Raw genomic sequence first — 23,939 nt, forward strand, 5'->3', positions numbered from 1 at the left:
GTGAGGACAGATCCTCACTCGTGCATCGGATTCGAGGCGCGGCGTCGCGGTTCACCGCCGGACGTGACGATCTTCGGGTCTAAAATTGTCTGTCTAGATTTGCCTGATCCGGCCCGACGAGTTCAGATACCCCAACGAGTGCGGCGGGAATGCCGCACTCGTTGGGAGGTTTTGCCCCAGCGTCGCACGCATCCCGCGATCTGCTATGTCTCGACCAGCGGTCCGCTGCCGTTCCGAATTCGCCCGTCGAGCACGCCATGCGCCTGAATGTCCGCCCCGGCCTCATCGCCGCCTGCCTGTGCAGCCTTGCTGTCCTGTCCAATCCCGCTTCGGCCGCTGCTCCGCCGGTGCAGCCGATGGAGGGGCCGGGCGGCGTTGGTGATCGCACGGCCACCATCGTCAAGCGGGCCCTCGGGCGGGCCAGCGCCGCGACGTTCGTCTTCCACAAGGCCGGGGCCGCGCCTGCCGAAGGGCGGCCCGTGGCCATCTTCCTCCACGCCTGGGGCGCACCGAACCCGCAGGCCTACGGCTCTTGGATCGATCACCTCGCTCGCGCCGGCTACCTCGTGGTGTTCCCACGCTTCCAAGAGATCAATCGGACGCGGCCGGCCGACGCTTCCGCCAATGCGGCCCGCCTGATCAAGTCTGCGCTGTCGGACCTCGCCGGCGATGCCGACGCCAAGCCGGACGAGAAGCGCATCGCCCTCATCGGCCATCTCGCCGGGGCACCCATCGCCGCCAACATCGCCGCCGACGCGGCCGGTCAGGGCCTCCCCACCCCGCGTCTCGTCTTCGCGATCATGCCGGGTGGCATCGCCAGCGACGCCAAGGCACGCGGCATCGTCCTGCATGATCTCTCGAAGATCGCGCCCGAAACCCTCGTGGTCACCGTGATCGGCGATCGCGATGCCCGCGCGGCGGATCTCGCGGCGCGTCGCCTCCTGCGGGAGGCGAGCGCCGTGACACCCGAGCGCAAGCTGTTCCTGCGCGCCCTGTCGGACGATCACGGATTCCCCGCCCTCACCGCGACCCTGGCCTCCCCGGCGGGTGCGGACGCCGCCTATGACGGCGGCGCCCTGAAGCTGCCCCCCGATCCGCCGCGCGACCCGAAGCAGCCGGCCCCTCCGTTCAAGTGGACGCCGGACATGGCGCTCACGGGCGAGCAAACCACCCTGGTCGCGCAGATCAACAACGCCCGGACGGACAGCCTGGACTATCTCGCGTACTGGAAGACCTTCGATCTTGCGGCCGCGGCGGCCTTCAACGGCGCCGATGCACAAACCTTGAAGAGCAACCCGCGGTTCAGCGACATGGAGCGTTGGGCCGACGGCTGGCCGGTCAAGCGTCTCGTCATGGAAACGCCGCGGCTGACACCACATCCGGCCCCCGTCGCCGCTCCGGCGGCAGCGGCGCGCGCCAAGCCGGCACCCCGCCGGCCCTGAGTCCCGCACGATCTCGCACCGGTGGCCTCGATGAAGCTCTTCCATTCGCATTTCTCGCCGTTCGTGCGGAAGGTCATGGTCGTCGCCCATGAACTCGGCCTCGCCGAGCGCATCGAACTCCTACCCAGTGCCGCACACCCGACGAAGCGGGACACCAATATCCTCGCGCTGCACCCCCTGGCCCAGGTCCCGACCCTGATCGCCGACGATGGTCACGCCATCGCCGACAGCCGCGTGATCTGCGAGTACCTCGATGCGCTGGGCGGCGGCATGTTCCCCGCGCCCGGCCCGGCACGGTGGTCGGCCCTCAACGACCAGTCCACGGCGGACGGCCTCCTCGATGCCGCGCTGCTCATCCGCTACGAACTGACCGTACGAGAGGAGGGCGAACGTTCGAGCGCGTGGATCGCCGGACAGACGGCCAAGATCGAGAGCGCGCTGGATACGTTCGAGGCCGGCGTCGCGGCCCTGGCCGACCGCATCGATATCGGCACCATCGCGGTCGCCTGCGCGCTGGGCTACCTCGATCTGCGCTTCCCGGATCTGGCTTGGCGCCGGCGCAGTCCGGCCCTCGCCGCCTGGTTCGAAGGCTTCGACGCGCGCGCGTCCATGCAGGCGACACGACCGCCGGCGGCCTGACCCTCGGCGTCACGGCACGGGGAGATCCTGGCGCAAGCCTTGCGACGCAGCATCCGGGTCCACCGGACGAATCGCCATGCCCGATTTCCTCGCCACCCTCCTGGCAGCCCTGGTGTTCTGCCTCGGCCTGATCGCGCTCAACGCCCTGACGCGGCTGGCCCTGCAGTGGCAGGTGGCGCCGACGGACCTCGCCGAGAACGGCATGCTGCAGTACGGGCTCGCCGCGGCCGCCGCCGTGACGGTCTGGTCGCGGACCGTCCGACCCCGGATCGCCTGACCCGTCCGATCGGGCGCACCCGAGCCGGTCGCCCGAGCGCCGGTCGCCCGATCGCGGGTCGCTCGAGCGCGAGTTGGACGCGCGACGCGGTCGCGCGTCCAACTCGAGTCGCCGATCCTAGAAGTAGGACTTCAAGGTCCCGCGGCGGCGTACGTCGAGGGTGGCGCAGTGGAACGAGCCGCCGAACGGGCCGTAGGACAGGAACGGCGCCGGGATCGGATCGAATCCCCAATCCTTGAGCGCCTTGATCAGCGTCGGCTGGCTCTGGTCGACGACGATCTTCTTCTCGTCGATGGCGAGCACGTTGATCGAGGTCCAGGGCGAGCACATGGAGATCTTGCTCATGAAGCCCTCGACGGGATCGGGGCGCGGCGCGATCAGGATGTCCCACGTCTTGAGCACGGCCGGCAGCTTCTCGACGTCGATGTAGTCCGGGTTCACCAGCACCTTGCCGGGTGCGAGCGGCATGAACGAGGAGTCGATGTGCATCGGCTGCGGGCAGCGGCTCTCGATCTCGTGGATGCGGAAACCCGGACCGAGGTGGCGGCGCAGCCACTCGATGCCCATGAGGTTGGTGACGTTGGAGCGGGTCACGAACAGGTCGCGGCCGCAGCGGACGAAGTCGGCGGCGTCGAATACCGGCTCGAACTCGTTCACGGTGAACTGCATCGGCTCGCCGGCCTTCAGGTTCGGCACCCGATAATCGTAGTTGTACAGTTCGTCGGTCAATTGCGGGCGGGGAGCCGAGGTCCAGCGCGCCCCATTGCGAAAATATTCCTTGAAGAGCGCGCGGTAGGCATCGCCCTCGAAGTAGCGCGAGCGCCAGCACATCGGGCTCTCGATGATCTCGTCGCCGATCACGAGGTACGGGTCGCGCGGACACGCGACGCAGAAGCCGCGCGAGGACCAGCGCGGCGCGCGGAACTTCTTCGAGAAGTCGATGCTGTCGGGGCGGCGGATCTTCACGCCCTCGCCGGCGAGGATCGAGATGAAGTTGTCGAGCTCCTGCTGGGCGAGCTTCTTCATGAACTTCGGATAGCGGAAGCCGGACGCGAAGCGGTAGAACGGCTGGGCGGCCCGCGGCAGGTTGAAGATCACAGTCAGGTGGTGTGTCGGAATGGTCGCACCGTCGAGGCTTCCGACGATGACCTCCTCCAGAGGGTCCCACTCGTTCCAGGCCATCACCGGCGAGGACGGCTTCGGCGTTCCCGGCATGCCGAGACCGGCGGTGGCATAGCGGTCGCCACGACCGTCCTGATCGACGGCCTCGCCCGTCGTGATGTGTGATTCGCGGTCCATGATCCGTACCCCTGTCGCGCGTCCTGCGGGTGATTTTCGGGGCTTGGCCCCCCTGCCGCTTTGGTCCGCACTGTGTCTATCGGGTGATAGACAACGGTTCCCAAAGCTGCAACTTCCGATGACGTTCATCGCTTCCGGCGGTCTTCTGACCCGGAAACACGGCGGGATTTCAGCAGAGATCGGCCGAACCGACGTCCGAAAGGGGACCATGAAGCGTTTGACGACCTTGGCCCTGATCGTTGGTCTCTGCACCGTCGTCGGTCTGTTCCTGTCCTCGGGCCTCGAAGACGTTGCGGCCGCCGTGGTCAGCGCCGGATGGGGCGCCCTCGTCGTCGTGCTCGCGCGCGCCGTGGCCGTCGCCTGGGCGGGCTTCGGCTGGTTCGTGATCTTCCCGCGCTTCGAACGCCCGTCCCTGCGCGACAGCGTTGTCCTTCGCTTCGTGCGCGAGGGCATCAACACCCTGCTGCCCGTGGCGCAGGTCGGGGGCGACTTCGTCGCCGCCCGGCTCCTGACCAAGCGTGGCGTCTCGGGGGGCGTCGCCGGGGCCAGCATGTTCGTCGATCTGATGACTCAGGCGGTCACGCAGTTCCTGTTCACCGTGGCCGGCGTCGCCCTGCTCGCCTGGCTCGCCGGAGACGGGCCCATCGTCCGCACCGTGGCCGGCGGCCTCGCCGTCGCCGCACCGGCGCTCGCCGCGTTCTATCTCATCCAGCGCCGCAGCGGTCACAAGGTGATCCAGGGGCTGGTCAGCCGCTTCGCCGGCTCGCGCGAGTGGCGCGCGCTCGGCGCCATCGACGTGCTCTACGATGCCCTGAAGCGTCTCTACGGAAATCACGGCCGGGTCGCGGGCGGCATCGGCATCCACCTCGTCGGCTGGCTCATCGGCACCATCGAGGTCTACGTCTGCCTGCATTTCATGGGCTATCCCGTGAGCTTCTTCGAAGCGGTGGTGATCGAGAGCCTGGCGCAGGCGGTGCGCGGCGCGGCTTTCGCCGTACCCGGGGCGCTGGGTGCTCAGGAGGGCGGCCTCATCGCCCTCTGCGCCATCTTCGGCATCCCGGCCGAGGCGGCACTGGCCCTCTCCCTCGTCAAGCGCCTCGCCGACCTCCTCGTCGGAGTTCCTGGCCTCCTCGCGTGGCATGCCCTCGAGGGCAAGGCCGGACCGGCTCCGGAGAGCGGCGAAGCGTTGCCGGCCCGTCACGCTCCGCCCCAGACCGCTCCCATGGGCGTTCCCTACGGCAACGATCGCGGCACCACGCTTCTGCGCCCCGTAGACGGCGAACTGGGGGAGCTGAAGAAGTGCGCCTGATCCCCGTTCTCCGCGCCAGCCTCGTCGCCGCCCTGCTGTCGCTCGGCGCGCCCGCACAGGCGGCCGACGACTTGGCGGTGGGTGCCGTTCGCACCCTCTACGGCAGCTTCGAGAGCGCCCTCAAGGACGGCCCCGGCGACGTCCGCACCCGGGCCGCCGCCATCGGCCCGACGCTCACCGAACGCATGGATTTTCCCGCCATTGTGCGTGTCGCCGTCGGCCCGAAATGGAACGGATTCACCCCCGAGCAGCAGGGTGCCCTGACCGAAGCCTTCGCCCAGTATTTCATCGCCACCTACGCTACCCGACTTCGGCAGGCCGCCGGCGGGACCTTCACGGTGAAGCCCGAGAGCGAGGCGCGCGGCGCGAACCGGCTGGTCCAGAGCGAGGCCGCCAACGCCGATGGTGATTCGTCCCAGGTCGATTACCTCGTCGGACCGGGCAACCGCATCCAGGACGTCTATCTCAACGGCAACGTCAGCGAGGTCGCATCCCTGCGCGGCAGCTTCGCCGACCCCCTCAAGGCGGGCGGTGCCGACGGGCTGCTGAAATTCCTACGCGAACGCACGGCCGGCATGCTCACCGTCAAACCGGCGCCTTAGAGTCCGGCCACAGCCGGTCTCACCACCGACGTCCCGATCTTCGCGCCGCCCCCTCGCGGCACTCTCACGAGCCCCGTGACCGAGCGATGCCCCCATGGAATTGATCTGGCTCTCGCACCTGTTGCTGCTACTCGCGCTCGCGGGCTGCCTCTACGGTCTGACCGCCGCGGCTCTCGCCGGCCGGTTCGCCCGGCGCCCGGCGCCCGTCCTCGTGGGCGCGGCGCCGTCGGTGACGATCCTCAAGCCGCTCTGCGGCATGGAGCCGAACCTCTACGAGAACCTCGAGACTTTCTGCCAGCAGGCCTATGCCGGCCCCGTGCAGGTGGTGTTCGGCGTCCAGAATGCCGCCGACCCAGCCATCCCCGTGGTGCGCCGCCTGGCGCAAGCCTATCCTGCCCTGCGCCTCGACCTCGTCGTCGACGCGCGCCAGCACGGCTCCAACCGTAAGGTCTCGAACCTCATCAACATGTCGGGCGAGATCGCCCATAGCGTGGTGGTGCTGGCCGACAGCGACATGGTGGTGAAGCCGGATTACCTCGCCCGCATCGTCGCCGAGCTGGGCCAGCCCGGCGTCAACGGCGTCACCTGCCTCTATCACGGCGTGCCGGCCCACCGGGGCATCTGGGCCCACCTGTCGGCACTGGCCATCGACGTGCAGTTCCTGCCCAACGTGGTGATGGGCACCTCCCTCGGGCTCGCGAAGCCCTGCTTCGGCTCCACCATCGCCTTCACGGCGAAGGCGCTCGCCGAGATCGGCGGGTTCGAGGCGTTCCGGGACGATCTCGCCGACGATTACGCCATCGGCGAAGCCCTGCGGGCCGGCGGCGGCCTCGTGGCGATCCCGACCTTCACCATCGGCCACACCTGCGTCGACACCGATCTCTCCGGCCTGTGGAGCCACGAGCTCCGCTGGAACCGAACCATCCGCAACGTCGATCCGGCGGGCTACGCCGGCTCCATCGTCACCCACGCCTTCCCGCTCGCCCTCATGGGCGCGCTGATCCCGGGGGCGGGCACCAACGCCCTGGTGGTCGCCGCCCTGGCGCTCGCATGCCGCATCGTCCTGTGCGTGCGCCTCGAGCGGGCCTTCGGGCTCGCGTCGCACCCGTACTGGCTGTTGCCGATCCGCGACATCCTCTCGTTCATGAACTTCGCCTGGAGCTTCGTCTCGGGTGCGGTGACATGGAAGGGCCACGATTATCGGGTGGTTGCGGATGGCACACTGATCCCCGAGCGAAGCCTCGGCCACGATGCTGGTGCATCCTCGCTCTGATCTTCGCTTCTAGCTTCCCGCCCGCCCCCGTTCCTTTCTCGCTGAGGCCTTGAACCCCATGCGCACCCTCTTCCTGCAGGCTCCCACCTTCGACGGCTTCGACGGCGGCGCCGGCTCCCGCTACCAGGCCAAGCGCGAGATCAAGTCGTTCTGGTACCCGACCTGGCTCGCCCAGCCGGCGGCCCTGGTGCCGAACTCGAAGCTCATCGACGCGCCGCCGCACAACATCAAGCTCGCCGAGATCGTGGCTCAGGCCAACGACTTCGACCTCGTGGTGCTCCACACCTCGGTGCCGTCGTTCAAGTCCGACGTGAAGACCGTCGAGGCGCTGAAAGCCGCCAACCCGAAGCTCATCGCCGGCCTCATCGGCGCCAAGGTCGCGGTCGACGCCGCCGGCGCCATGGCCCAGGCCCCGTGCATCGATTTCTGCGCCCGCAACGAGTTCGACTTCACCGTCAAGGAAGTCGCCGACGGCACCCCGATGTCGGAGATCAAGGGCCTGTCCTACAGGGACGCCAACGGTGTCGTGATCCACAACGTCGATCGCGAGATCATGACGGACATGGATCAGCTGCCCTTCGTCACGAGCGTGTACAAGCGCGACCTGCAGATGGAGAAGTACTTCATCGGGTACCTGAAGCACCCCTACATCTCGTTCTATTCCGGCCGTGGCTGCAAGAGCCGCTGCACCTTCTGCCTCTGGCCGCAGACCGTCGGCGGCCACACCTACCGCACCCGCTCGGTCGCGCACGTGATCGAGGAGATCAAGTACTGCCTGAAGGAGTTCCCGCAGACGAAGGAGTTCTTCTTCGACGACGACACCTTCACCGACAATCTTCCTCGTGCTGAAGAAATCGCGCGCGAATTGGGCAAGTTGGGCGTGACCTGGTCGTGCAACGCCAAGGCGAACGTGCCGCGCGAGACCCTGAAGGTCCTCAAGGAGAACGGCCTGCGTCTGCTCCTCGTCGGCTACGAGTCCGGCAACCAGCAGATCCTGAACAACATCAAGAAGGGCATGCGCGTCGAGGTGGCCGAGAAGTTCACCAAGGATTGCCACGACCTCGGCATCGCCATCCACGGCACCTTCATCGTCGGTCTGCCCGGCGAGACCCGCGAGACGATCCAGGAGACCATCGCGTTCGCCAAGCGCATCAACCCGCACACCATCCAGGCGTCCCTGGCCGCCCCCTACCCGGGTACCTTCCTGTACAAGCAGGCGGTGGAGAACGGCTGGCTCGACATCGCCAATGCTGAGCTCGTCGACGAGAACGGCGTGCAGATCGCGCCGCTGCACTACCCCCACCTGTCGCATTCCGAGATCTTCGCGGCGGTGGAGGAGTTCTACCGGAAGTTCTACTTCCGCGCTCCGAAGATCGCCTCCATCGTCTCCGAGATGGTCCGCTCGCCCGACATGATGAAGCGCCGCCTGCGCGAGGGCGTCGAGTTCTACCGCTTCCTCAAGGAGCGTCAGGGCACCGCCAAGGCCGCGTAAGCAGCTCAGGTCATCGACCGATCGCGGCCGGGCCCAAAGCCCGGCCGTTCGCGTTCCGGGGTTCGGGGCCAAGGCCCCGGCGGGTCGAGGGCGGAGCCCCGCTCTTCCTCCTTCCAGGGCTCCGCCCTGGACCCACGAGAGGGCTTGCCCTCTCGACACCCCGTCGTTGGGAGTTTTCGTGAAGCGTCTCGTCGTGACGGCCGACGATTTCGGCTTGAGCCTCGCGGTCAACGAGGCCGTCGAGCAGGCCCATCGCGAGGGCATCCTCACGGCCGCGAGCCTGATGGTCGGCGCGCCCGCCGCTGCCGATGCCGTGGCTCGCGCCCGGCGCCTGCCCACGCTCCGGGTCGGGTTGCACCTGGTGATGGTCGAGGCGTGGCCGACCCTGCCGGCGGCCAGCCTGCCCGATCTCGTCGGCCCGGACGGCCTCATCCGCAGCGATATGGGCCGGCTCGGCCTCGACCTCGCCCTGAAGCCCTCGGCGCGGCGTCAACTCGCGGCCGAGATCACGGCCCAGTTCGAGGCCTACCGGGCGACGGGCCTGCTCCTGGACCACGTCAACGCCCACAAGCACTTCCACGTCCACCCGCTCATCGCCGGCGCGGTGCTGTCCATCGGCCGCCGCTTCGACATGCGGGCGATCCGCGTGCCGCGCGAGCCACGCGCGATGCTGCGCGCTGCCGAGCCGGGCGCCGACCCGAAGCCCGCCCTCGACAGTGCGCCGTGGGCGGCGCTGCTGGCCGTGCGCGCGCGTCAGGCCGGGCTGCTGATTCCCGACCGGACCCTGGGGCTCGCCTGGTCCGGCTCCATGACGCCGGAGCGCGTCGCCGGTCTCCTGGCCCATCTGCCCGATGGTCTCACGGAACTCTACACCCATCCCGCCACCGGTGGCGGGTTTCCCGGCGAGGCGCCCGGCTACGCCTACGCGGCCGAGCGCGATGCCTTGATCGCGCCGGCCGTACTAGCGGCCTTGGCGGCCTCCGGGGCGATCCGCGGTGGCTTCTCGGATTTCACCTCATAGGTCGCCGCCTCACGGAAAGCGGGCAGCGAGGGGGTGGTCGCGCAGGGCGTGATCGACGGTCGCCAAGCGGCACGACTCGACATGACACTGTACGAGCAGCATCCGATCGAAGGGGTCGCGCGTCGGCGGAACGGGGTCGATGCAGGCCAGAGCATGCGCCGCACTGACGGGAAGACGTGCGATGCCGAGGGCTTCGTAGAAGAGCGGCAAACTCTCAAGCGGAAGGCCGGGATCGAGCTTCCCCAGCCCCGTCTTGATCGCAATCCCCCATAAACTCGCGACACTTGCGAACGCGAAAGACTCGGGTTGTCTCAGGCATTCCGCAAAGGGGTAGCTGACCTGATGCAACCGTCCGAGGGAGATGGCGAGTAGGATGTGACTGTCGAGGATCAGTCTCACGGCAGCGGAAGCGGTCGAAGCAGGAAGTCTTTCGGCAAAGGGTCGTCGAAATCGCCCGGGATGAAACCGACAGTGCGACGAATTCCGTGCTCGCGCAGGAATGCCTCGCCCGCGGCGAGGTCGATTCCCCCGGTTCGCTTCTTATGCGGTACGAGATCGAAGACCGGCGTGCCGTTCCGTGTGACGACGATCACGTCGCCGCCATCGACGCGCTCGGCTAACTCCGAAGCCCGGTCCTTCACGTCGTCGATTGAGACGATCATGTGGGACAAGCGCTCCCATGACTGCTCACAACCTGAGAATGCGTACGCCAGTCCTGAAATAGCGTCCACTGTCGGTCTTCGTGGGTCGCGTCCACATACGCAAAACGGGCGCGGATCCGATCCGCGCCCGTTCGTCGTTCCGGGAAGGAAGGCGGGCCTTACTTCGCCGCCACAGCCTCGGCCGGGCGCCGGGCCTTCAGGTCCGGCGGCACGGCGGCGTCGCCTTCGGGGCGCTTGGGGTCGGGTTGCTTCGGCGGCGGGCCGAGGAAGGCCGGAACCACGAAGAACGCCGCCACCAGGGTGAAGAACAGCGACAGGGCCAGCAGCTTGCCCATGCTGGCCGTGCCGGGATGGCTCGACAGCACAAGGGAGCCGAACGCCGTGCCGGTGGTCAGCGCAGAGAAGAAGATCGCCCGGGTCAGGCTGGACGCCAGCATGTCGGCGACGCCCGCCCGCCAGGCGATGACGTAGTAGATGTGGAAAGCCACACCCACGGCGAGCATCAGCGGCATGGCGATGATGTTGGCGAAGTTCAGCGGCATGCCGACGATATGCAGCGCCATCAGGGTCCACAGGGTCGCGAGCACCAGGGGGCCGAGGGTCATCGCCACATCCCAGGGTTTGCGCAGGGCCACCGACAGGATGATGAAGATGAGCACCAGGGCGGTCAGCGCCGCCTGCACGAAGGCACCCAGGATGGTGTAGCTCGACGAGGTGGTGGCGACCGGCGCGCCCGTGGCGTGCGGCGCCACGGTCTGCACCTCCTTGGCGAAGCGGCGCAGGACGACGTTGTCGTTGGCGTCTCCGCTCGGGTGGACCTCGATCCGCGAACGCCCGTCCGCCGTGACCCACTCCGCCTTCAGCTTGGGCGGAAGGTTGGCCAGGGTGATCTTCTGGGGGTTCAGCAGACCGCCCAGACGCGTCAGCAGGGTCTTGAGGTCCGTGGTCAGGGCGACGCTGGCGGCTTCGCGCTTGGCGACGGGCGCCGCCGCGAGGGTGTCGAGGGTGCCGGCCAGGGTCCCGGCCGTCTTGGCGGCCGGAGCGGTGCCGGTGAGGGTCCGCAGGGCGGCCGCCGTGTCCTTGATCGCCTTGACGTTGTCCGCGTCCGTGGGCGGCGGCGGCTTGCGGCCTGGGTTCAGTGCCGGCCCGAGGAGCTGGGCCGTATCGGCGATGACGGCGAGCTTCGCGTCCTGGTCGCGGGGCACGAAGGTGTCGATGTCGATGACCTTGGCGACGGACGGCAGCTTGCGCAGCTTCGCGGCGATCTCCGGCACCGCCTCGGGGGAGGGGGCGAGGACGTCGATGAGGTTCGGGCTCGTCTCCGGGTCCTTGATCAGATCGAGATAGGTGGCGATCGATTCCACCTTCGGGCTGCGCAGGTGCATCGGATTGGAATCGAACGGCAGCTTGAACAGCAGGGGAATGCCCGCCACGGTCACGAGGCCGACGCCGATGAGGACGGCCTTACGGTGCTCGATGATCCAGTGGTCGACCCCCGCCATCCAGGCGGTCTCGACGGCCTTCGCCTCGGTCTTCGGCTTGAACACGGCGATGAGCGCCGGCAGCAGGGTGAGCGAGAACAGGTAGGCGACGATCATGCCGACGCCGGCGATGAGGCCGAGTTCGGACACGCCCCGGAAGGCGGTGGGCAGGAAGGCGAAGAAGCCGGCGATGAGCGAGATGGCGGCCAGCGTCAGGGACCAGCCGACGCCGCGCGCGGCGGCACTCAGGGCCGAGGGCAGGTCCGGCTGCTCGAACCGGTCCGCTCGATAACGGACGGCAAACTGGATGCCGAAATCGATTCCGAGCCCCACGAAGAGGGCGGCGAAGGCGACCGAGATCGGGTTCAGCTCGCCCACCATCAGCAGCCCGAGGGCCGCCGTGACGATGAGGCCGGCAAAGGTGGTGATGAGCACCGCGCCCACCAGGGAGGCGGAGCGCAGGGCGAGCCAGACGAACAGCACGATGGCGCCGGTGGTGACGCTGTAGTTGAGGAACGCGTCCTCGGCGAGCGTCGCGAACTCATCGTCGGCCACGGCCACGGGGCCGGTCAGGCGCATGCGGGCGCCACCGCCGACCTCGTACTCGCCATTGTTGATCTTGAGATCCGCCGCGATCTTGCGGACGACCGCCGTCGCCGTGGCGCCGGGCTGAAGGGCATTATAGTCCAGCACCGGCTGGATCATCACGAACTTGCGCAGGTCGGTGCTGTGCAGCTTGCCGTTGGACAGGAGCGTCTGCCACGATAGGCGCGCTGGCTCGCCGGCCAGGACCTTGCGCAAAGTCGCGTCGATCTGGGCCATCGGCCGATCGAGGTCCTCGACCTTGGCGTCGCCGCTCTTGACGCCCTTCGCCCCGAGGCTGAGCACCCGCATGATGCCGCGCAGGGACGGGTCGGCGGCGAGCGGCCCGAGCAGGCCCTGCTGCTGGACGAGCTGCTCCGTGGTCTTGGTCAGTTCCTCCTGCGACATGAGCAGGAAGCCGTTCTTCTCGTAGAACGGCCCGCCGTCCGGGCGGTAGACGGACTCGATGGTGTCCTTGCGCTCGGCCAGGGCCTTGGCGAGATTGGCCGCCGCCTCTTCGGCCTCCTCGGGCGATTTCCCGTCGATGACCGCCACGAGGGTTCCGGTCCGCTGCGGGAACGCCTTCTCGTAGGCGATCTCGTCCTGGCGCCAGGGGACGTCCTTGTCGATCAGCCGCTCCACATCGGTGTTGATGCGGAATAGGTGGGCGGCCATGCCGGCGCTCGCGGCGGTGGCGAGGGCGACCAGGGCTATGACCAGCCAGCGGCGCTGGACGGAAAACGCGACGAGCCGTTCGATCACGGGTATCCTGCCTGCTTATGCGATGTGGTCCGGGCGGGGCCGGCGGGGTCTGTGGCCACCGGCCGTGGAGCCGGAACACGCGGATCGCGCCATGTCCGACCGTCGGGTATCACCAATCGGCACGATCCACGAATGCGAACACCCTCCCGGCGGCGGTCGGCCGACGGCTTCGATACGACGAAACCGCGCGCGACGCGCCGATCCTGACGCCTGGCTCAGTAAGGGTCCTGCGTCCAGAATGCAACGCATCCCATGTTTTGCGAAGGTCCGGGCTTTCGGAGGCGGAATCGGCTCCACGGCATGCGTGGCATGCAGGTCGGTAGTCCAGCGCCGTCAGGAAGAAGCGCCGGTCGGTACGACGCCTCGCCTCAGAAAACTCACGATCCGGGGGCTTGTCTTCCACCATCACGGCGGCTGGGGGTTCCGGCTGGCCGTCCCGTCACCAACGCCCACTGCACGCCGATCCCCGGCCCTGTGGCCGGATTATCCCAGGGTCGCGGAAACCCGCACGGTCGAGGTCGGTTGTGCGTCGTTTCGGATTGGTTCCAATCTAGGTCGCTGGAATTCCGATTTTTTTCACGCTAAGCAGCCCGATACATCGGGGCCAGCAACAAGGAGCCACGTCTTGGGTATTCCCCTCCGGTACGTCGCGAAGATTGGCGGCTACATCCTGAAACAGCACCTCACCGGCCGCAAGCGCTACCCGCTCGTGATGATGATGGAGCCGCTGTTCCGCTGCAATCTCGCCTGCGCCGGTTGCGGCAAGATCGATTACCCGGACGAGATCCTGAACAAGCGCCTGCCGGTGGCGGATGCCCTCGAGTCCGTGCGCGAGTGCGGCGCCCCCATGGTGGTCATCGCCGGCGGCGAGCCGCTCCTGCACAAGGACCTGCCGCAGATCGTCGAGGGCATCATCGCCCAGAAGAAGTTCGCGATCGTGTGCACGAACGCGTTGCTCCTCGAGAAGAAGATCAAGGAGTACAAGCCCAGCCCGTACTTCACCTGGTCGATCCATCTCGACGGCGACAAGGAGATGCACGACGGCTCGGTGTGCCAGCGCGGTGTCTACGACAAGGCCGTGGCCGCCATCGCCAAGGCGAAGGAGATGGGCTTCCGCGTCACCATCAACTGCACCTTCTTCAACAACTCGTCCTCGGACAAGATCGCCGACTTCTTCGACAGCGTGACGAAGATGGGCATCGACGGCATCACGGTCTCGCCCGGCTACGCCTACGAGCGTGCGCCCGACCAGCAGCACTTCCTGAACCGCAAGGCGACGAAGGATCTGTTCCGCGGCGTGTTCCGCGCCGGCAAGGAGAAGGGCCGCCAGAAGTGGGCCTTCCAGCAGTCGGGCCTGTTCCTCGACTTCCTGGCCGGCAACCAGACCTACCATTGCACGCCCTGGGGCAACCCGACCCGCACCGTTTTCGGCTGGCAGAAGCCCTGCTACCTGCTCGGCGAGGGTTACACGGCGACCTTCAAGGAACTGATGGAGGAGACCGACTGGGATTCCTACGGCACCGGCAACTACGAAAAGTGCGCCGACTGCATGGTCCATTCGGGCTACGAGGCGTCCTCGGTGGTGGATTCGGTGCGCAAGCCCTGGAAGCCGCTCATCCAAGCGATCCGCGGGATCAAGACCGAGGGCGAGATGGCCCCCGAGATCAATCTCGACAAGCAGCGCCCGGCCGAGTTCGTGTTCTCGCGCAACGTCGCCCAGAAGCTGTCCGAGATCAAAGCCTCCGGCGTCGACACCAAGCGCGAAGCCCGCAACCGCACGGCGGCCTGAGCCGCCTCGGCGCCGGCAGAGTCCGGCGCCGAACGATCCCGAACGAAAAGCCCCGCGACACCTTCGTGTCGCGGGGCTTTTCGTTGTCCGAAATCCGTTCGTCCTACGGTACGCCGAGGCTCGCACCGAGCAGGGGCCGGCACCGCTTCAGGACCGCGAAGGCTCGCCCGGAATCGCGGGCGAGGTGCATGAGGGGGCCGATCTGGCGTGGATCGCGCAGGATCGCCATGAGCACCGCGACGATGTCGGGCTCGCCGTTCGGTTTCAGCGCCTGCGCCGCGAAGGCCGGGATCGCCCGTTTGGCCGGATCGCAGATCACGCGGATCGCCGCGAAGGGCAGGCCGTGCCGGGCCGCGAAGGCGGCGGCGACGTGCGATTCCATATCGACGGCGACAGCCCCGGTACGGGCGTGGAGGCTGGCCTTGTCGGTAGGAGCGAGGATCGCCGTTTCCACGCCGGCGACGGCCGCCAGGACGGAGCCCGACGCCGCGAGCCGGGCCATCAGCGCATCGGCCACGGCTCTGTCGGCTGGATAGCTCCGGTCACCCGCAACAATCTCGGTGGCGACAACCACATCCCCCGCCGCGAGGTCGGACGCGAGTCCTCCGGCGATGCCGATGCTGACCACCGCGCGGCATTCCGGCGGCACTCGGACTTCGAGGAGGGCGCGCAGGCGCCGCGGGTCGCCGCCCGCCCCGATGGCGATCACCCCCGGTCCGGCGGCGAGACGCGCTTCCTTGGCGAGGCCGGTGACGGCGAGGACGGGGAGCATCGGATTTCCAGACACCAAGCCGGCCCTCCCCGGAGCGGGTAGGGGCGGGCGCGCCCCTACATTCCGAACGCGACCGTCCGGGTGTTGGACTGCTTCAGATTGCGGAAGCGCGCCATGGCCCAGAGCGGGAAGAACTTCGGGTAGCCGTGGTAGCGCAGGTAGAACACCCGCGGGAAGCCGGTGGCGGTGTAGCGCTCCTCGGACCAGAAGCCGTCGGCCCCTTGCGTCCGGGTCAGGTAGTTGATGCCACGCACCACCGCCGGATCGTCGGCCTCGCCCGCCGCCATGAGGGCGAGCAACGCCCAGGCCGTCTGCGAGGCCGTGGAGTAGCCCGGCTCGAAGGCCGGATCGATCTTGTAGGACGATGCGTCTTCGCCCCAGCCGCCATCCGGGTTCTGGATGCGGATGAGCCAGGCCACGGCCTTGCGGATCTCGGGGCTCGCCGGATCGACGGCGGCGGCATTGAGGGCGCACAGCACCGACCAGGTGCCGTAGATGAAGTTCATGCCCCAGCGACCGTACCACGAACCGTCCTCCTCCTGGTCAGCGAGGAGGTAGGAGACGCCGCGGTCGAGGGCCTTCGAGCTGTCGCGGGTCTCGCCGAGCTGGGCCAGCATCGAGACGACGCGGGCGGTGACGTCGGCGGTGGGCGGGTCGAGCAGGGCGCCGTGATCCGAGAACGGGATGTGGTTGAGGTAATGATGGTTGTTGTCGGCGTCGAACGCCGCCCAGCCACCGTCGCTCGACTGCAGGCCCTCGACCCATTCGCGGGCCCGCGCAATGGCGTTGGCGTAGTCGGGCACGTCGGCGACCAGCCCGTGCTGACGGGTGGCCCGATCCATGGCCATCACCACGACGGCGGTGTCGTCGAGGTCGGGGAAGTGGGGATTGGCGTACTGGAACGCCCAGCCGCCGGGACGCACGTTCGGGCGGCCCGCCGCCCAATCGCCCTTGATGTCGAGGACCTGAAGGGGCTTGAGCCAGTCGAGGCCGCGGCGGGCCTGCCGCTCGGCCTCGGGGCCGCCGGCTTCCAGCAGGGCATGGCCGGCCAGCGCCGTATCCCACACCGGGGACAGGCAGGGCTGCACGTAGGCCTCGTGCTCCTTGACCACCACGAGCTTCTCGATGGCCTCGCAGGCGATCATCACCTGCGGGTGGTCGGCGGGATAGCCGAGCACGTCGTACATCAGCACGGTGTTGACCATGGCGGGGAAGATGGCGCCGAGGCCGTCCTCGCCGTTGAGGCGCTCGCTGACCCAGGCCTCGGCCTTGTCGATGGCGCGCTGGCGGCGCTTCTTCGGGAAATGCGCCTGCGTGACTTGCAGCACCCGGTCGATGGCCCCGAAGATGGGCGTCCAGGGCCAGGTCGCGTGCGGGCTGCCGGGCCAGTGACGGACGTGCTCGGGCGGCGTCACGAACAGTTCCGGCACGCCGAGGCCGCGCGGGTTCTTGGCCAAGGGCTTCTTGGCCTGAAGCACCAGCAGGGGCACGATCACGCAGCGCGCCCAGTAGGACACCTTGTCGAGGTGGAACGGGAACCACTTCGGGAGGTGCATGATCTCCACGGGCATCACCGGCACGGCGCGCCACGGCACCTGCCCGAACAGGGCCAGCAGGAAGCGGGTGAAGACGTTGGAATTGGCGGCCCCGCCGCGCGACAGGATCGCCTCGCGCGCACGGCGCATGTGCGGCGCCTCGATGGAATCGCCCGTGAACTTGAGGGCGTAGTAGGCCTTGACGCTCGCGCTCATGTCGAACGGCCCGTCGTGGACCAGGGACCAGCCCCCGTGCTTGCCTTGCGTGCGGCGCAGGTAGTTGCCGATCTTGGCCTCCAGGCCCGGAACAATCTCGGTCGCGCGGAACTGGTGGAACATGATGTATTCGGACGGAATCGTCGCATCGGCCTCGAGCTCGAAGCACAGGTGCCCGTCGGCATGGGAGAGAGCCGCGAGGGCGTGCGTCGCGCGCGTGATGCCGCGCTCCACATCCTCGATGGAGATCTCCTGCGTCTTGGGGCGCTGCAGCGCCTCGACCTTCTTGAATGCCTCTCGCATCGTCCTCGCCTCACCGGCCTTCAAAGCCGCCGCCATACCTCAGGCCGCGCCGCGCGCGCGTGCCCGTGCACACTCGCCCGCCGGGCGTGCGAGTGCGTGCGCGGCGGTCGTTCCCGACCGGATCGCGCCTTCGATCGTCGATGGCAGACCGGTCGCGGTCCAATCGCCTGCCAGGACGCAATTGCGGTGGGCCGTCTGAGCGCCGGATCGGCGCGCGGCCTCGGCAGGCGTCGCCGCGAAGGTCGCCCGCTTCTCCTTGACGATCTGCCAGCTTGGCAGTTCTGGCGCAAGTCCGCACAAAGTCGAGACTTCGGCCCAGATTTGTCGACCTAAGTCTTCCCGCGGCACGTCGAGGAGGCGATCGGCGCCGCTGATGGTCACGGATAGACGATCCGGATAGGCGAACAGCCACTCCGTCAGTCCATTCACCACGCCGAGCAGTAACGGTGCGTTCGCGGGCGGAACCACAGCGAAATGCGCGTTGACGATGGAGCGGTAGGCCTGCGGCGCAGCCAACCCCGGAATCAGGTCCGCCGCCACCCAGGGTGGCAGGGCGACCACGACCGAATCATCGGCGCCGAGAACGATGGTCTCGTCGCCGAACACGAGTTCGGTGACCCCGGCCTCGTCGAACGTCAGCGAGCGCAGGCGATGCCCGAACCGCATTTCGGCGCCGTACCGTGCCAGATAGGCCACAGCCGGATCGACGAACGCCGCCGAGAGCCCGGCCACCGCCACGAGGGGACGGCTCGCAGCACCTCCGGCCCCGAGGGTCTCGCGCAGGATCGTGGCGGCGAGGCCGACGTCGCTCTCCTTCGGCTCGGTGTTGAGGGCCGCGATGAGCACCGGGTGCCACAAGCGGTCGTAGAGCAGGCCCTCGCAGGCCATCGCCTCGCCGATGGTCCCGCCCTGGCCCGGCGCCTTGCCGGCGGCGGCCTTCAGGATGCGCAAGGGGGCGAGATAGTCCGATGCCTTGGTGCCCGGCACCCGGCGCGAAGCTGCAAGCACCCACCAGGGGATCCGGCCGGCGTTGGGGCGCAGGGTCCAGCGCTCGCCGGTCTTCAGGTCGGCGAAGGGGAACTCGGCTTCGGCCGGCCCCGAGAGGGCATCGGCCGGGGCGCCGATGGTCTTCATGAAGCCCAGCGCCGAGGTGTTGCCCGACAGGAGCAGGTGGTTGCCGTTGTCGATGGTGAGACCGAGGGTCGGGTCGTAGTACGAGCGGCAACGGCCGCCGGCCTGCTTGGCCGCCTCGTGCACGATCACGCGGCGTCCGGCCTCCACCAGGGAGACGGCGGCCGAGAGCCCGGCGAGCCCGGCGCCGACGACGTGGACGGTACCGGCCATCAGACGATCCCGTGACGCAGGGCGACGGCGACGAGGGCGGCCTTGGCCGGCTTCACCCGGGCGCGGGGCTTGGCCCAACCGCGCGCCAGCACGGCGTCGAGGTAGAGCCGGTAGGCCGCCGCCATGAGACGGGGCGCCTTGGTGACCTTGCGCGGGCAGCGGGCGATGATCGCCCAGGTCTCGCGGTAATGCTCCTTCGCCTCCTCCGCGACGGCGGCACAGACTTCGCCGATGCGGGGATGGTCGATGGCCGCCTGCGGCGTCGGATCGGTCAGGCCGATGGCGAAAAGCTTCTCGCGGGGGAGGTAGAGGCGGCCGCGCTCGGCATCTTCGTCGATGTCGCGCAGGATGTTGGTGAGCTGGAGCGCGCGGCCCTCGTGATGGGCGAGCGCGATGCCTTCGGCCTCGGCCACACCGAAGATGCGTACGGAGAGACGGCCGACGGCACTGGCGACCCGGTCGCAGTAGAGGTCGAGGGTGGCTTCGTCGGGGGCGACGATGTCCTCGAACGCGTCCATGGCCATGCCGTCGATGACGGCGTGGAAATCCGCCCGCAACAGGCCGTAGCGCCGGATCGGAACCACGAGGTCCTGCACCCGGGGCACGGGCCGTCCGGCATAGAGGGCGTCGATGTCGGCGGCCCAGCGGTCGAGCTCAGCCCGGCGAATCTCGGCGGGACCGCCGTCATCGGCGACATCGTCCACGGCGCGGCAGAACGCGTAGACGGCATACATCGCCTCGCGCCGTTCCTTCGGCAGGAGCCGCATGGCGGTGTAGAACGACGAAGATTTCGCCGGCAGGGCCTCGACGGGCGCCGTCTCGGGCAGGGGCGTGGCGGTGGCGCTCATGCGCGTGTCCCCAGCGCATGGCGACGCAGGGTCCGACCGCGCAGGGGGCGCCGCGCCAGGGTCGCGGCAATGCCGCCGAGCGCCGTCAGGGCGAACGCCGCCTTGCCGTGATGGACCTTCTCGGACAGGGGATCACGCTCCATCAGGCCCCGGCACAGCACGACCGCGAGGCGGTGGATCGCCGCGATCTCGAGGCTGAGGCGCAGGTCCGCGATGAGGTCGGGCAGCACGGCGCCCTCGTCCAGGAGCCCCATGGTGCGTGTCGCCAATTCACGGATGACGGCGCGCAGCGCCGGCGAGGCCTTGGCGGCGCCCAGTGCCTCGACGGTCACGCCATGCTTCTCCAGGGTTTCGCGCGGGAGGTAGACCCGGTCGTTGCGGGTGTAGTCCTTCCCGCAATCCTGGAGGTGGTTGATGATCTGCAGCGCGGCGCAGATGGCGTCGGACGGCCCCCAGACCACGGACGGATCCTCGCCGTGCACGTCGAGGACGTAGCGTCCCACCGGCATGGCCGAAAGTCGGCAATAGGCGATGAGCTCGTCCCAATCGGCGTAGCGGGTCTTGCGCGCATCGAGGCGAAAGGCGTCGAGGAGTTCGAGCGCGTGGGTCGCCGGCAAGCCTCTCGCGAAAAGTTCGCGCTTGAGGGGCTCGGCCTCGGGGTCGGACGGACCCTTGCCCGTGAGGGCGTCGGCGAGCGCGTCGAGCAGCTCGATCTTACGCTCGGGCGTCAGCGTGGTGTGGTCCGCGACATCGTCGCCGGCCCGCACGAAATCGTAGAAGGCCAGGATCGCGCCCCGGTTCCTCGGGTGGATCAGGTGCGACGCGACGGGAAAGTTCTCGTCCTTGTGGCCCTTGCCGGAGCGGGCCTCCGTGGCGTTCTGCAGGATGGCGCTCACTTGAGGCGTCCCTCCTGGCGGAACCACGCGATGGCGTCGGACAAGCCTTCGCGGTAGGGGCGGGCGGTGTAGCCGAGTTCGGCTCGCGCCTTCGCATCGGTGAAGAACATGCGGTAGCGCGACATCCTGATGCCGTCGATGGTGGCGAACGGCGCCTTGCCGGTGAAGCGGGCGATCTGCTCGGAGACGAACGCGATCGGGTAGACCACGGCGCGCGGCAGGTTCACCGTCGGCGCCTTGCGGCCGACCATGCCGGCGATGTCGGCGAGCATCTGCGAGAGCAGGACGTTCTCGCCGCCGAGGATGTAGCGCTCGCCGACCCGTCCGCGCTGGAGCGCGAGCAGATGGCCGTAGGCGACATCGTCCACGTGGGCGAGGTTGAGGCCGGTGTCGACGAAGGCGGGCATGCGTCCGAGCGCCGCTTCCAAGATGATGCGGCCCGTGGGCGTCGGCTTCACGTCGCGGGGGCCGATGGGCGTCGACGGGTTGACGATGACCACGGGCAGGCCGTTGCGCGCCGCCATCTCCTCGACGACCCGTTCGGACACAACCTTGCTGCGCTTGTAGGCGCCGATGGCGGTGCCGGGCGTCAGGGGCCGGGTCTCGTCGGCGGGCGTGCCGTCGTCGTGCGGTTTGATGGTGGCGACGCTCGACGTGTAGACGATGCGCTCGATGCCGGCCCGCAGGGCCTCTTCCATGAGGATCACGGCGCCGTCGCGGTTGGTCGCGACGATCTCCTCGGGGTTCGGCGCCCACAGGCGGTAATCCGCCGCCGCGTGCACGAGGTATCGCTGGCCTTGCAAGGCGGCGGCGACGGCCGTCCGGTCGCGCATGTCGCCCTCGACCACCTCGACGTCTGTCCAGGTCAGATTGGTGCGCGGCGATGTGGCCCGCACCATGATCCGCACCCGAAATCCGGCCTTGCGGAACACGTCCACGAGGGCGGCGCCCAGGAAACCGCTCGCACCGGTGATGAGAACCGGGCCGGCATCGAAGGGGCCGGTGGGGGTCGCCTGTGGCATTTCTCTCGCGGGTTCAAAAGCAAAAGGGGCGCAGCGGGTTTGGGACCGCAGAACCCGGCGCTTTTGTCATCGAAATAGACCCCCGACAAGCGCAGTCGGGTCACACCCAGGCGCATCCGCACGGGGCTGGCCCGCGCGGATGCGCCTGATGGGACCAGTCAGGCGAGGCGCAAGCGGCTCGATCCGGCCTTCCGCTCGGGCAGGGTATCGCGGGCGGTGCGGGCGATGGATTCGGCGTCGAGGCCGGCCTCGCGGTACATGGCGTCGGGGGAGTTGTGGTCCTGGTAGGTGTCGGGCAGCGTCAGGGTCCGCACCCGGACCCGGCCGGCATCCAGCGCGCCCTTCTCGGCCAGCAGATGCAGCACCATGGCGCCGAAGCCGCCCACCGAGCCCTCCTCCAGGGTGATCAGCACCTCGTGGCTCGCGGCGATCTTCACCTCCATGGCGGCGTAGGGNCGCTCGGGCAGGGTATCGCGGGCGGTGCGGGCGATGGATTCGGCGTCGAGGCCGGCCTCGCGGTACATGGCGTCGGGGGAGTTGTGGTCCTGGTAGGTGTCGGGCAGCGTCAGGGTCCGCACCCGGACCCTGCCGGCATCCAGCGCGCCCTTCTCGGCCAGCAGATGCAGCACCATGGCGCCGAAGCCGCCCACCGAGCCCTCCTCCAGGGTGATCAGCACCTCGTGGCTCGCGGCGAGATCGAGGATCATGGCTTCGTCGAGGGGCTTGGCGAAGCGGGCATCCGCCACCGTCACCGCCACACCCTCGGCCTCGAGGAGATCGGCGGCCTTGAGGGCCTCGGAGAGACGCGTGCCGAGGCTCAGCAGCGCCACCCGCGCGCCCTCGGGCCGGCGCACGATCCGGCCCTTGCCGATGGCCAGCGCTTCGCCGCGCTCGGGCAGGTCGACGCCGACGCCCTCGCCRCGCGGGTAGCGCARGGCGATCGGGCCGCTGTCATGGGCGTGGCAGGTCGCCACCATGTGCACGAGCTCGGCCTCGTCGGAGGCYGCCATCACGGTCATGTTCGGCAGGCAGCAGAGRTAGGCCAGATCGAACGCGCCCGCATGGGTCGCGCCGTCGGCCCCCACCAGCCCGGCCCGGTCCAGGCAGAACCGCACGGGCAGGTTCTGCAGGGCGATGTCGTGCACCACCTGATCGTAGGCCCGCTGCAGGAASGTCGAGTAGATCGCCACGAACGGCTTGTAGCCCTCCGTCGCCAGGCCGCCCGCGAAGGTCACCGCGTGCTGCTCGGCGATGCCGACGTCGAAGGTCCTGTCCGGATGCGCCTTGCCGAACAGGTCGATGCCGGTGCCGCCCGGCATGGCGGCCGTGATGGCCACCACCTTGGGGTCGGCGTCGGCGCACTTGATCAGGCTCTCGCCGAACACGCGGGTGTAGGCCGGCGCGTTGGGCTTGGCCTTGGCCTGCACCCCCGACAGCACGTCGAACTTGACGACCCCGTGGTAGCGGTCGTCGCTGGCCTCCGCCGGGGCGTAGCCCTTGCCCTTGCGGGTGACCACGTGGAGCAGGATCGGCCCCTGCTCGGTGTCGCGGACGTTCTTGAGGATGGGAAGCAGGTGGTCGAGGTTGTGCCCGTCGATGGGCCCGACATAGTGGAAGCCCATCTCCTCGAACATGGTGCCGCCGCCGACCACCAGGGAACGGGCGTATTCCTCCGCCGCCGCCGCGCGCTGGTAGAGCGCCTTCGGCAGCAGCTTTCCGAGCTGCTTGGCGGTCTCGCGGAGCGACTGGTAGGTGCCGCCCGAGGCCAGGCGCGCGAAGTAGGCCGACATCGCCCCCACCGGGGGGGCGATCGACATGTCGTTGTCGTTGAGGATGACGATGAGGCGCGAGTGCAGCGCGCCGGCGTTGTTCATGGCCTCGTAGGCCATGCCGGCCGACATCGAGCCGTCGCCGATCACCGCGATCATGTTGCGGCGCTTCGGGGCTGGGGCGCCCTTGGCCTTGGCCTCCGCCTCGTCGAGGTCGCGCGCCACCGCCATGCCGAGGGCCGCGGAGATCGAGGTCGAGGAATGCGCCGCGCCGAAGGGGTCGTAGACGCTCTCCGAGCGCTTGGTGAAGCCCGACAGGCCGCCGGGCTGGCGCAGCGTCCGGATGCGGTCGCGCCGGCCGGTGAGGATCTTGTGCGGGTAGGCCTGGTGGCCGACGTCCCAGACGATACGGTCGTCGGGGGTGTCGAACACGTGGTGGAGCGCCACCGTCAGCTCGACCACGCCGAGCCCCGAGCCGAGATGCCCGCCGGTGATCGACACCGCCTCGATCATCTCGGCCCGCACCGCCTCGGCCACCGCAGGCAGATCGCTCTCGGGAAGCCGACGCAGCGCGGACGTCTCGTCGAGACCGTCTAGAATCGAG

20 protein-coding genes and 1 pseudogene are annotated in these 23,939 nt (G+C 68.7%); 9 read left to right on the forward strand and 12 right to left on the reverse strand.

Annotated elements, in window-relative coordinates; genetic code table 11:
* Positions 1-257: 257 nt before the first annotated feature.
* From ASF25_RS04575 to ASF25_RS04585, 3 genes are all read left to right on the forward strand, one after another.
* Positions 258-1,442, forward strand: a complete 1,185-nt coding sequence (locus ASF25_RS04575) for a hypothetical protein (RefSeq protein ID WP_056303530.1) — start codon at positions 258-260, stop codon at positions 1,440-1,442.
* A 30-nt stretch (positions 1,443-1,472) separates the two neighbouring features.
* Complete coding sequence (locus tag ASF25_RS04580; RefSeq protein WP_056303585.1) at positions 1,473-2,081, forward strand: glutathione S-transferase; 609 nt, start codon at positions 1,473-1,475, stop codon at positions 2,079-2,081.
* 76 nt (positions 2,082-2,157) lie between these two features.
* The gene (locus tag ASF25_RS04585; protein ID WP_056303532.1) at positions 2,158-2,358 is read left to right on the forward strand and encodes a hypothetical protein; all 201 of its coding nucleotides are present in this window, start codon (positions 2,158-2,160) and stop codon (positions 2,356-2,358) included.
* A gap of 117 nt (positions 2,359-2,475) precedes the next feature.
* Here the strand turns inward: ASF25_RS04585 and ASF25_RS04590 are convergent, their stop codons facing one another.
* Entirely contained in the window at positions 2,476-3,657 is a 1,182-nt protein-coding gene (locus ASF25_RS04590; protein ID WP_056174843.1) for a hypothetical protein, read from the reverse strand.
* 208 nt (positions 3,658-3,865) lie between these two features.
* Between ASF25_RS04590 and ASF25_RS04595 the strand changes: the two genes are divergently transcribed.
* From ASF25_RS04595 to hpnK, 5 genes are all read left to right on the forward strand, one after another.
* Positions 3,866-4,966 carry a flippase-like domain-containing protein gene (locus tag ASF25_RS04595; protein ID WP_056261831.1) on the forward strand — a complete coding sequence of 367 codons (1,101 nt, stop codon included), beginning with the start codon at positions 3,866-3,868 and terminating at the stop codon, positions 4,964-4,966.
* Entirely contained in the window at positions 4,957-5,568 is a 612-nt protein-coding gene (locus ASF25_RS04600) for an ABC transporter substrate-binding protein (RefSeq protein WP_056303534.1), read from the forward strand. The genes ASF25_RS04595 and ASF25_RS04600 overlap by 10 nt, the downstream gene beginning before the upstream one ends.
* A gap of 94 nt (positions 5,569-5,662) precedes the next feature.
* Positions 5,663-6,841, forward strand: a complete 1,179-nt coding sequence (gene hpnI, locus ASF25_RS04605; protein WP_056174847.1) for a bacteriohopanetetrol glucosamine biosynthesis glycosyltransferase HpnI — start codon at positions 5,663-5,665, stop codon at positions 6,839-6,841.
* 58 nt (positions 6,842-6,899) lie between these two features.
* On the forward strand, positions 6,900-8,333 hold the full coding sequence (gene hpnJ, locus ASF25_RS04610) for a hopanoid biosynthesis associated radical SAM protein HpnJ (RefSeq protein ID WP_056094321.1): 1,434 nt from the start codon (positions 6,900-6,902) through the stop codon (positions 8,331-8,333).
* 178 nt (positions 8,334-8,511) lie between these two features.
* Positions 8,512-9,354 carry a hopanoid biosynthesis-associated protein HpnK gene (gene hpnK, locus ASF25_RS04615; RefSeq protein ID WP_056303535.1) on the forward strand — a complete coding sequence of 281 codons (843 nt, stop codon included), beginning with the start codon at positions 8,512-8,514 and terminating at the stop codon, positions 9,352-9,354.
* 9 nt (positions 9,355-9,363) lie between these two features.
* Here the strand turns inward: hpnK and ASF25_RS04620 are convergent, their stop codons facing one another.
* From ASF25_RS04620 to ASF25_RS04630, 3 genes are all read right to left on the reverse strand, one after another.
* A complete protein-coding gene (locus ASF25_RS04620; protein ID WP_056303537.1) occupies positions 9,364-9,753 on the reverse strand; it encodes a type II toxin-antitoxin system VapC family toxin in 390 nt (129 codons plus the stop codon).
* Entirely contained in the window at positions 9,750-10,016 is a 267-nt protein-coding gene (locus ASF25_RS04625; RefSeq protein WP_056303539.1) for a type II toxin-antitoxin system prevent-host-death family antitoxin, read from the reverse strand. Before ASF25_RS04625 ends, ASF25_RS04620 begins: the two co-directional genes overlap by 4 nt.
* A gap of 158 nt (positions 10,017-10,174) precedes the next feature.
* Complete coding sequence (locus ASF25_RS04630; protein WP_056303541.1) at positions 10,175-12,841, reverse strand: MMPL family transporter; 2,667 nt, start codon at positions 12,839-12,841, stop codon at positions 10,175-10,177.
* Positions 12,842-13,466: 625 nt separating this feature from the next.
* Between ASF25_RS04630 and hpnH the strand changes: the two genes are divergently transcribed.
* Positions 13,467-14,630, forward strand: coding sequence for an adenosyl-hopene transferase HpnH (hpnH, locus tag ASF25_RS04635; RefSeq protein WP_056174854.1), 1,164 nt, complete (start codon positions 13,467-13,469; stop codon positions 14,628-14,630).
* A 103-nt stretch (positions 14,631-14,733) separates the two neighbouring features.
* Here the strand turns inward: hpnH and ASF25_RS04640 are convergent, their stop codons facing one another.
* From ASF25_RS04640 to dxs, 8 genes and pseudogenes are all read right to left on the reverse strand, one after another.
* Positions 14,734-15,402: a phosphorylase gene (locus ASF25_RS04640; protein ID WP_056303542.1), complete on the reverse strand. Its 669-nt coding sequence runs from the start codon at positions 15,400-15,402 to the stop codon at positions 14,734-14,736.
* Between the two features lie 56 nt (positions 15,403-15,458).
* The gene (shc, locus tag ASF25_RS04645) at positions 15,459-17,456 is read right to left on the reverse strand and encodes a squalene--hopene cyclase (protein WP_056261852.1); all 1,998 of its coding nucleotides are present in this window, start codon (positions 17,454-17,456) and stop codon (positions 15,459-15,461) included.
* A 39-nt stretch (positions 17,457-17,495) separates the two neighbouring features.
* Positions 17,496-18,800: a hydroxysqualene dehydroxylase HpnE gene (gene hpnE / locus ASF25_RS04650; protein ID WP_056303544.1), complete on the reverse strand. Its 1,305-nt coding sequence runs from the start codon at positions 18,798-18,800 to the stop codon at positions 17,496-17,498.
* Positions 18,800-19,648 carry a presqualene diphosphate synthase HpnD gene (hpnD, locus tag ASF25_RS04655; protein WP_056174862.1) on the reverse strand — a complete coding sequence of 283 codons (849 nt, stop codon included), beginning with the start codon at positions 19,646-19,648 and terminating at the stop codon, positions 18,800-18,802. Before hpnD ends, hpnE begins: the two co-directional genes overlap by 1 nt.
* Positions 19,645-20,544 carry a squalene synthase HpnC gene (hpnC, locus tag ASF25_RS04660; protein WP_056303546.1) on the reverse strand — a complete coding sequence of 300 codons (900 nt, stop codon included), beginning with the start codon at positions 20,542-20,544 and terminating at the stop codon, positions 19,645-19,647. Before hpnC ends, hpnD begins: the two co-directional genes overlap by 4 nt.
* On the reverse strand, positions 20,541-21,566 hold the full coding sequence (gene hpnA, locus ASF25_RS04665) for a hopanoid-associated sugar epimerase (protein ID WP_056174866.1): 1,026 nt from the start codon (positions 21,564-21,566) through the stop codon (positions 20,541-20,543). Before hpnA ends, hpnC begins: the two co-directional genes overlap by 4 nt.
* A gap of 158 nt (positions 21,567-21,724) precedes the next feature.
* On the reverse strand, positions 21,725-22,021 hold a 297-nt coding region (locus ASF25_RS23345), incomplete at its 5' end, for a transketolase C-terminal domain-containing protein (protein ID WP_280137323.1).
* Between the two features lies 1 nt (position 22,022).
* Positions 22,023-23,939: pseudogene (gene dxs / locus ASF25_RS04670) on the reverse strand (1-deoxy-D-xylulose-5-phosphate synthase); the annotation flags it as partial.

Origin of the sequence: Methylobacterium sp. Leaf100, assembly GCF_001422845.1 — a bacterium.
Classification (GTDB): Bacteria; Pseudomonadota; Alphaproteobacteria; order Rhizobiales; family Beijerinckiaceae; genus Methylobacterium.

Bases quoted from the DNA above. Each gene is read 5' to 3' on its own strand.
- ASF25_RS04575 (WP_056303530.1), top strand. From the start codon at position 258: ATGCGCCTGAATGTCCGCCCCGGCCTCATCGCCGCCTGCCTGTGCAGC.
- ASF25_RS04580 (WP_056303585.1), top strand. From the start codon at position 1,473: ATGAAGCTCTTCCATTCGCATTTCTCGCCGTTCGTGCGGAAGGTCATG.
- ASF25_RS04585 (WP_056303532.1), top strand. From the start codon at position 2,158: ATGCCCGATTTCCTCGCCACCCTCCTGGCAGCCCTGGTGTTCTGCCTC.
- ASF25_RS04590 (WP_056174843.1), bottom strand. From the start codon at position 3,657: ATGGACCGCGAATCACACATCACGACGGGCGAGGCCGTCGATCAGGAC.
- ASF25_RS04595 (WP_056261831.1), top strand. From the start codon at position 3,866: ATGAAGCGTTTGACGACCTTGGCCCTGATCGTTGGTCTCTGCACCGTC.
- hpnI (WP_056174847.1), top strand. From the start codon at position 5,663: ATGGAATTGATCTGGCTCTCGCACCTGTTGCTGCTACTCGCGCTCGCG.
- hpnJ (WP_056094321.1), top strand. From the start codon at position 6,900: ATGCGCACCCTCTTCCTGCAGGCTCCCACCTTCGACGGCTTCGACGGC.
- ASF25_RS04625 (WP_056303539.1), bottom strand. From the start codon at position 10,016: ATGATCGTCTCAATCGACGACGTGAAGGACCGGGCTTCGGAGTTAGCC.
- ASF25_RS04640 (WP_056303542.1), bottom strand. From the start codon at position 15,402: ATGCTCCCCGTCCTCGCCGTCACCGGCCTCGCCAAGGAAGCGCGTCTC.
- shc (WP_056261852.1), bottom strand. From the start codon at position 17,456: ATGCGAGAGGCATTCAAGAAGGTCGAGGCGCTGCAGCGCCCCAAGACG.
- hpnE (WP_056303544.1), bottom strand. From the start codon at position 18,800: ATGGCCGGTACCGTCCACGTCGTCGGCGCCGGGCTCGCCGGGCTCTCG.
- hpnD (WP_056174862.1), bottom strand. From the start codon at position 19,648: ATGAGCGCCACCGCCACGCCCCTGCCCGAGACGGCGCCCGTCGAGGCC.
- hpnA (WP_056174866.1), bottom strand. From the start codon at position 21,566: ATGCCACAGGCGACCCCCACCGGCCCCTTCGATGCCGGCCCGGTTCTC.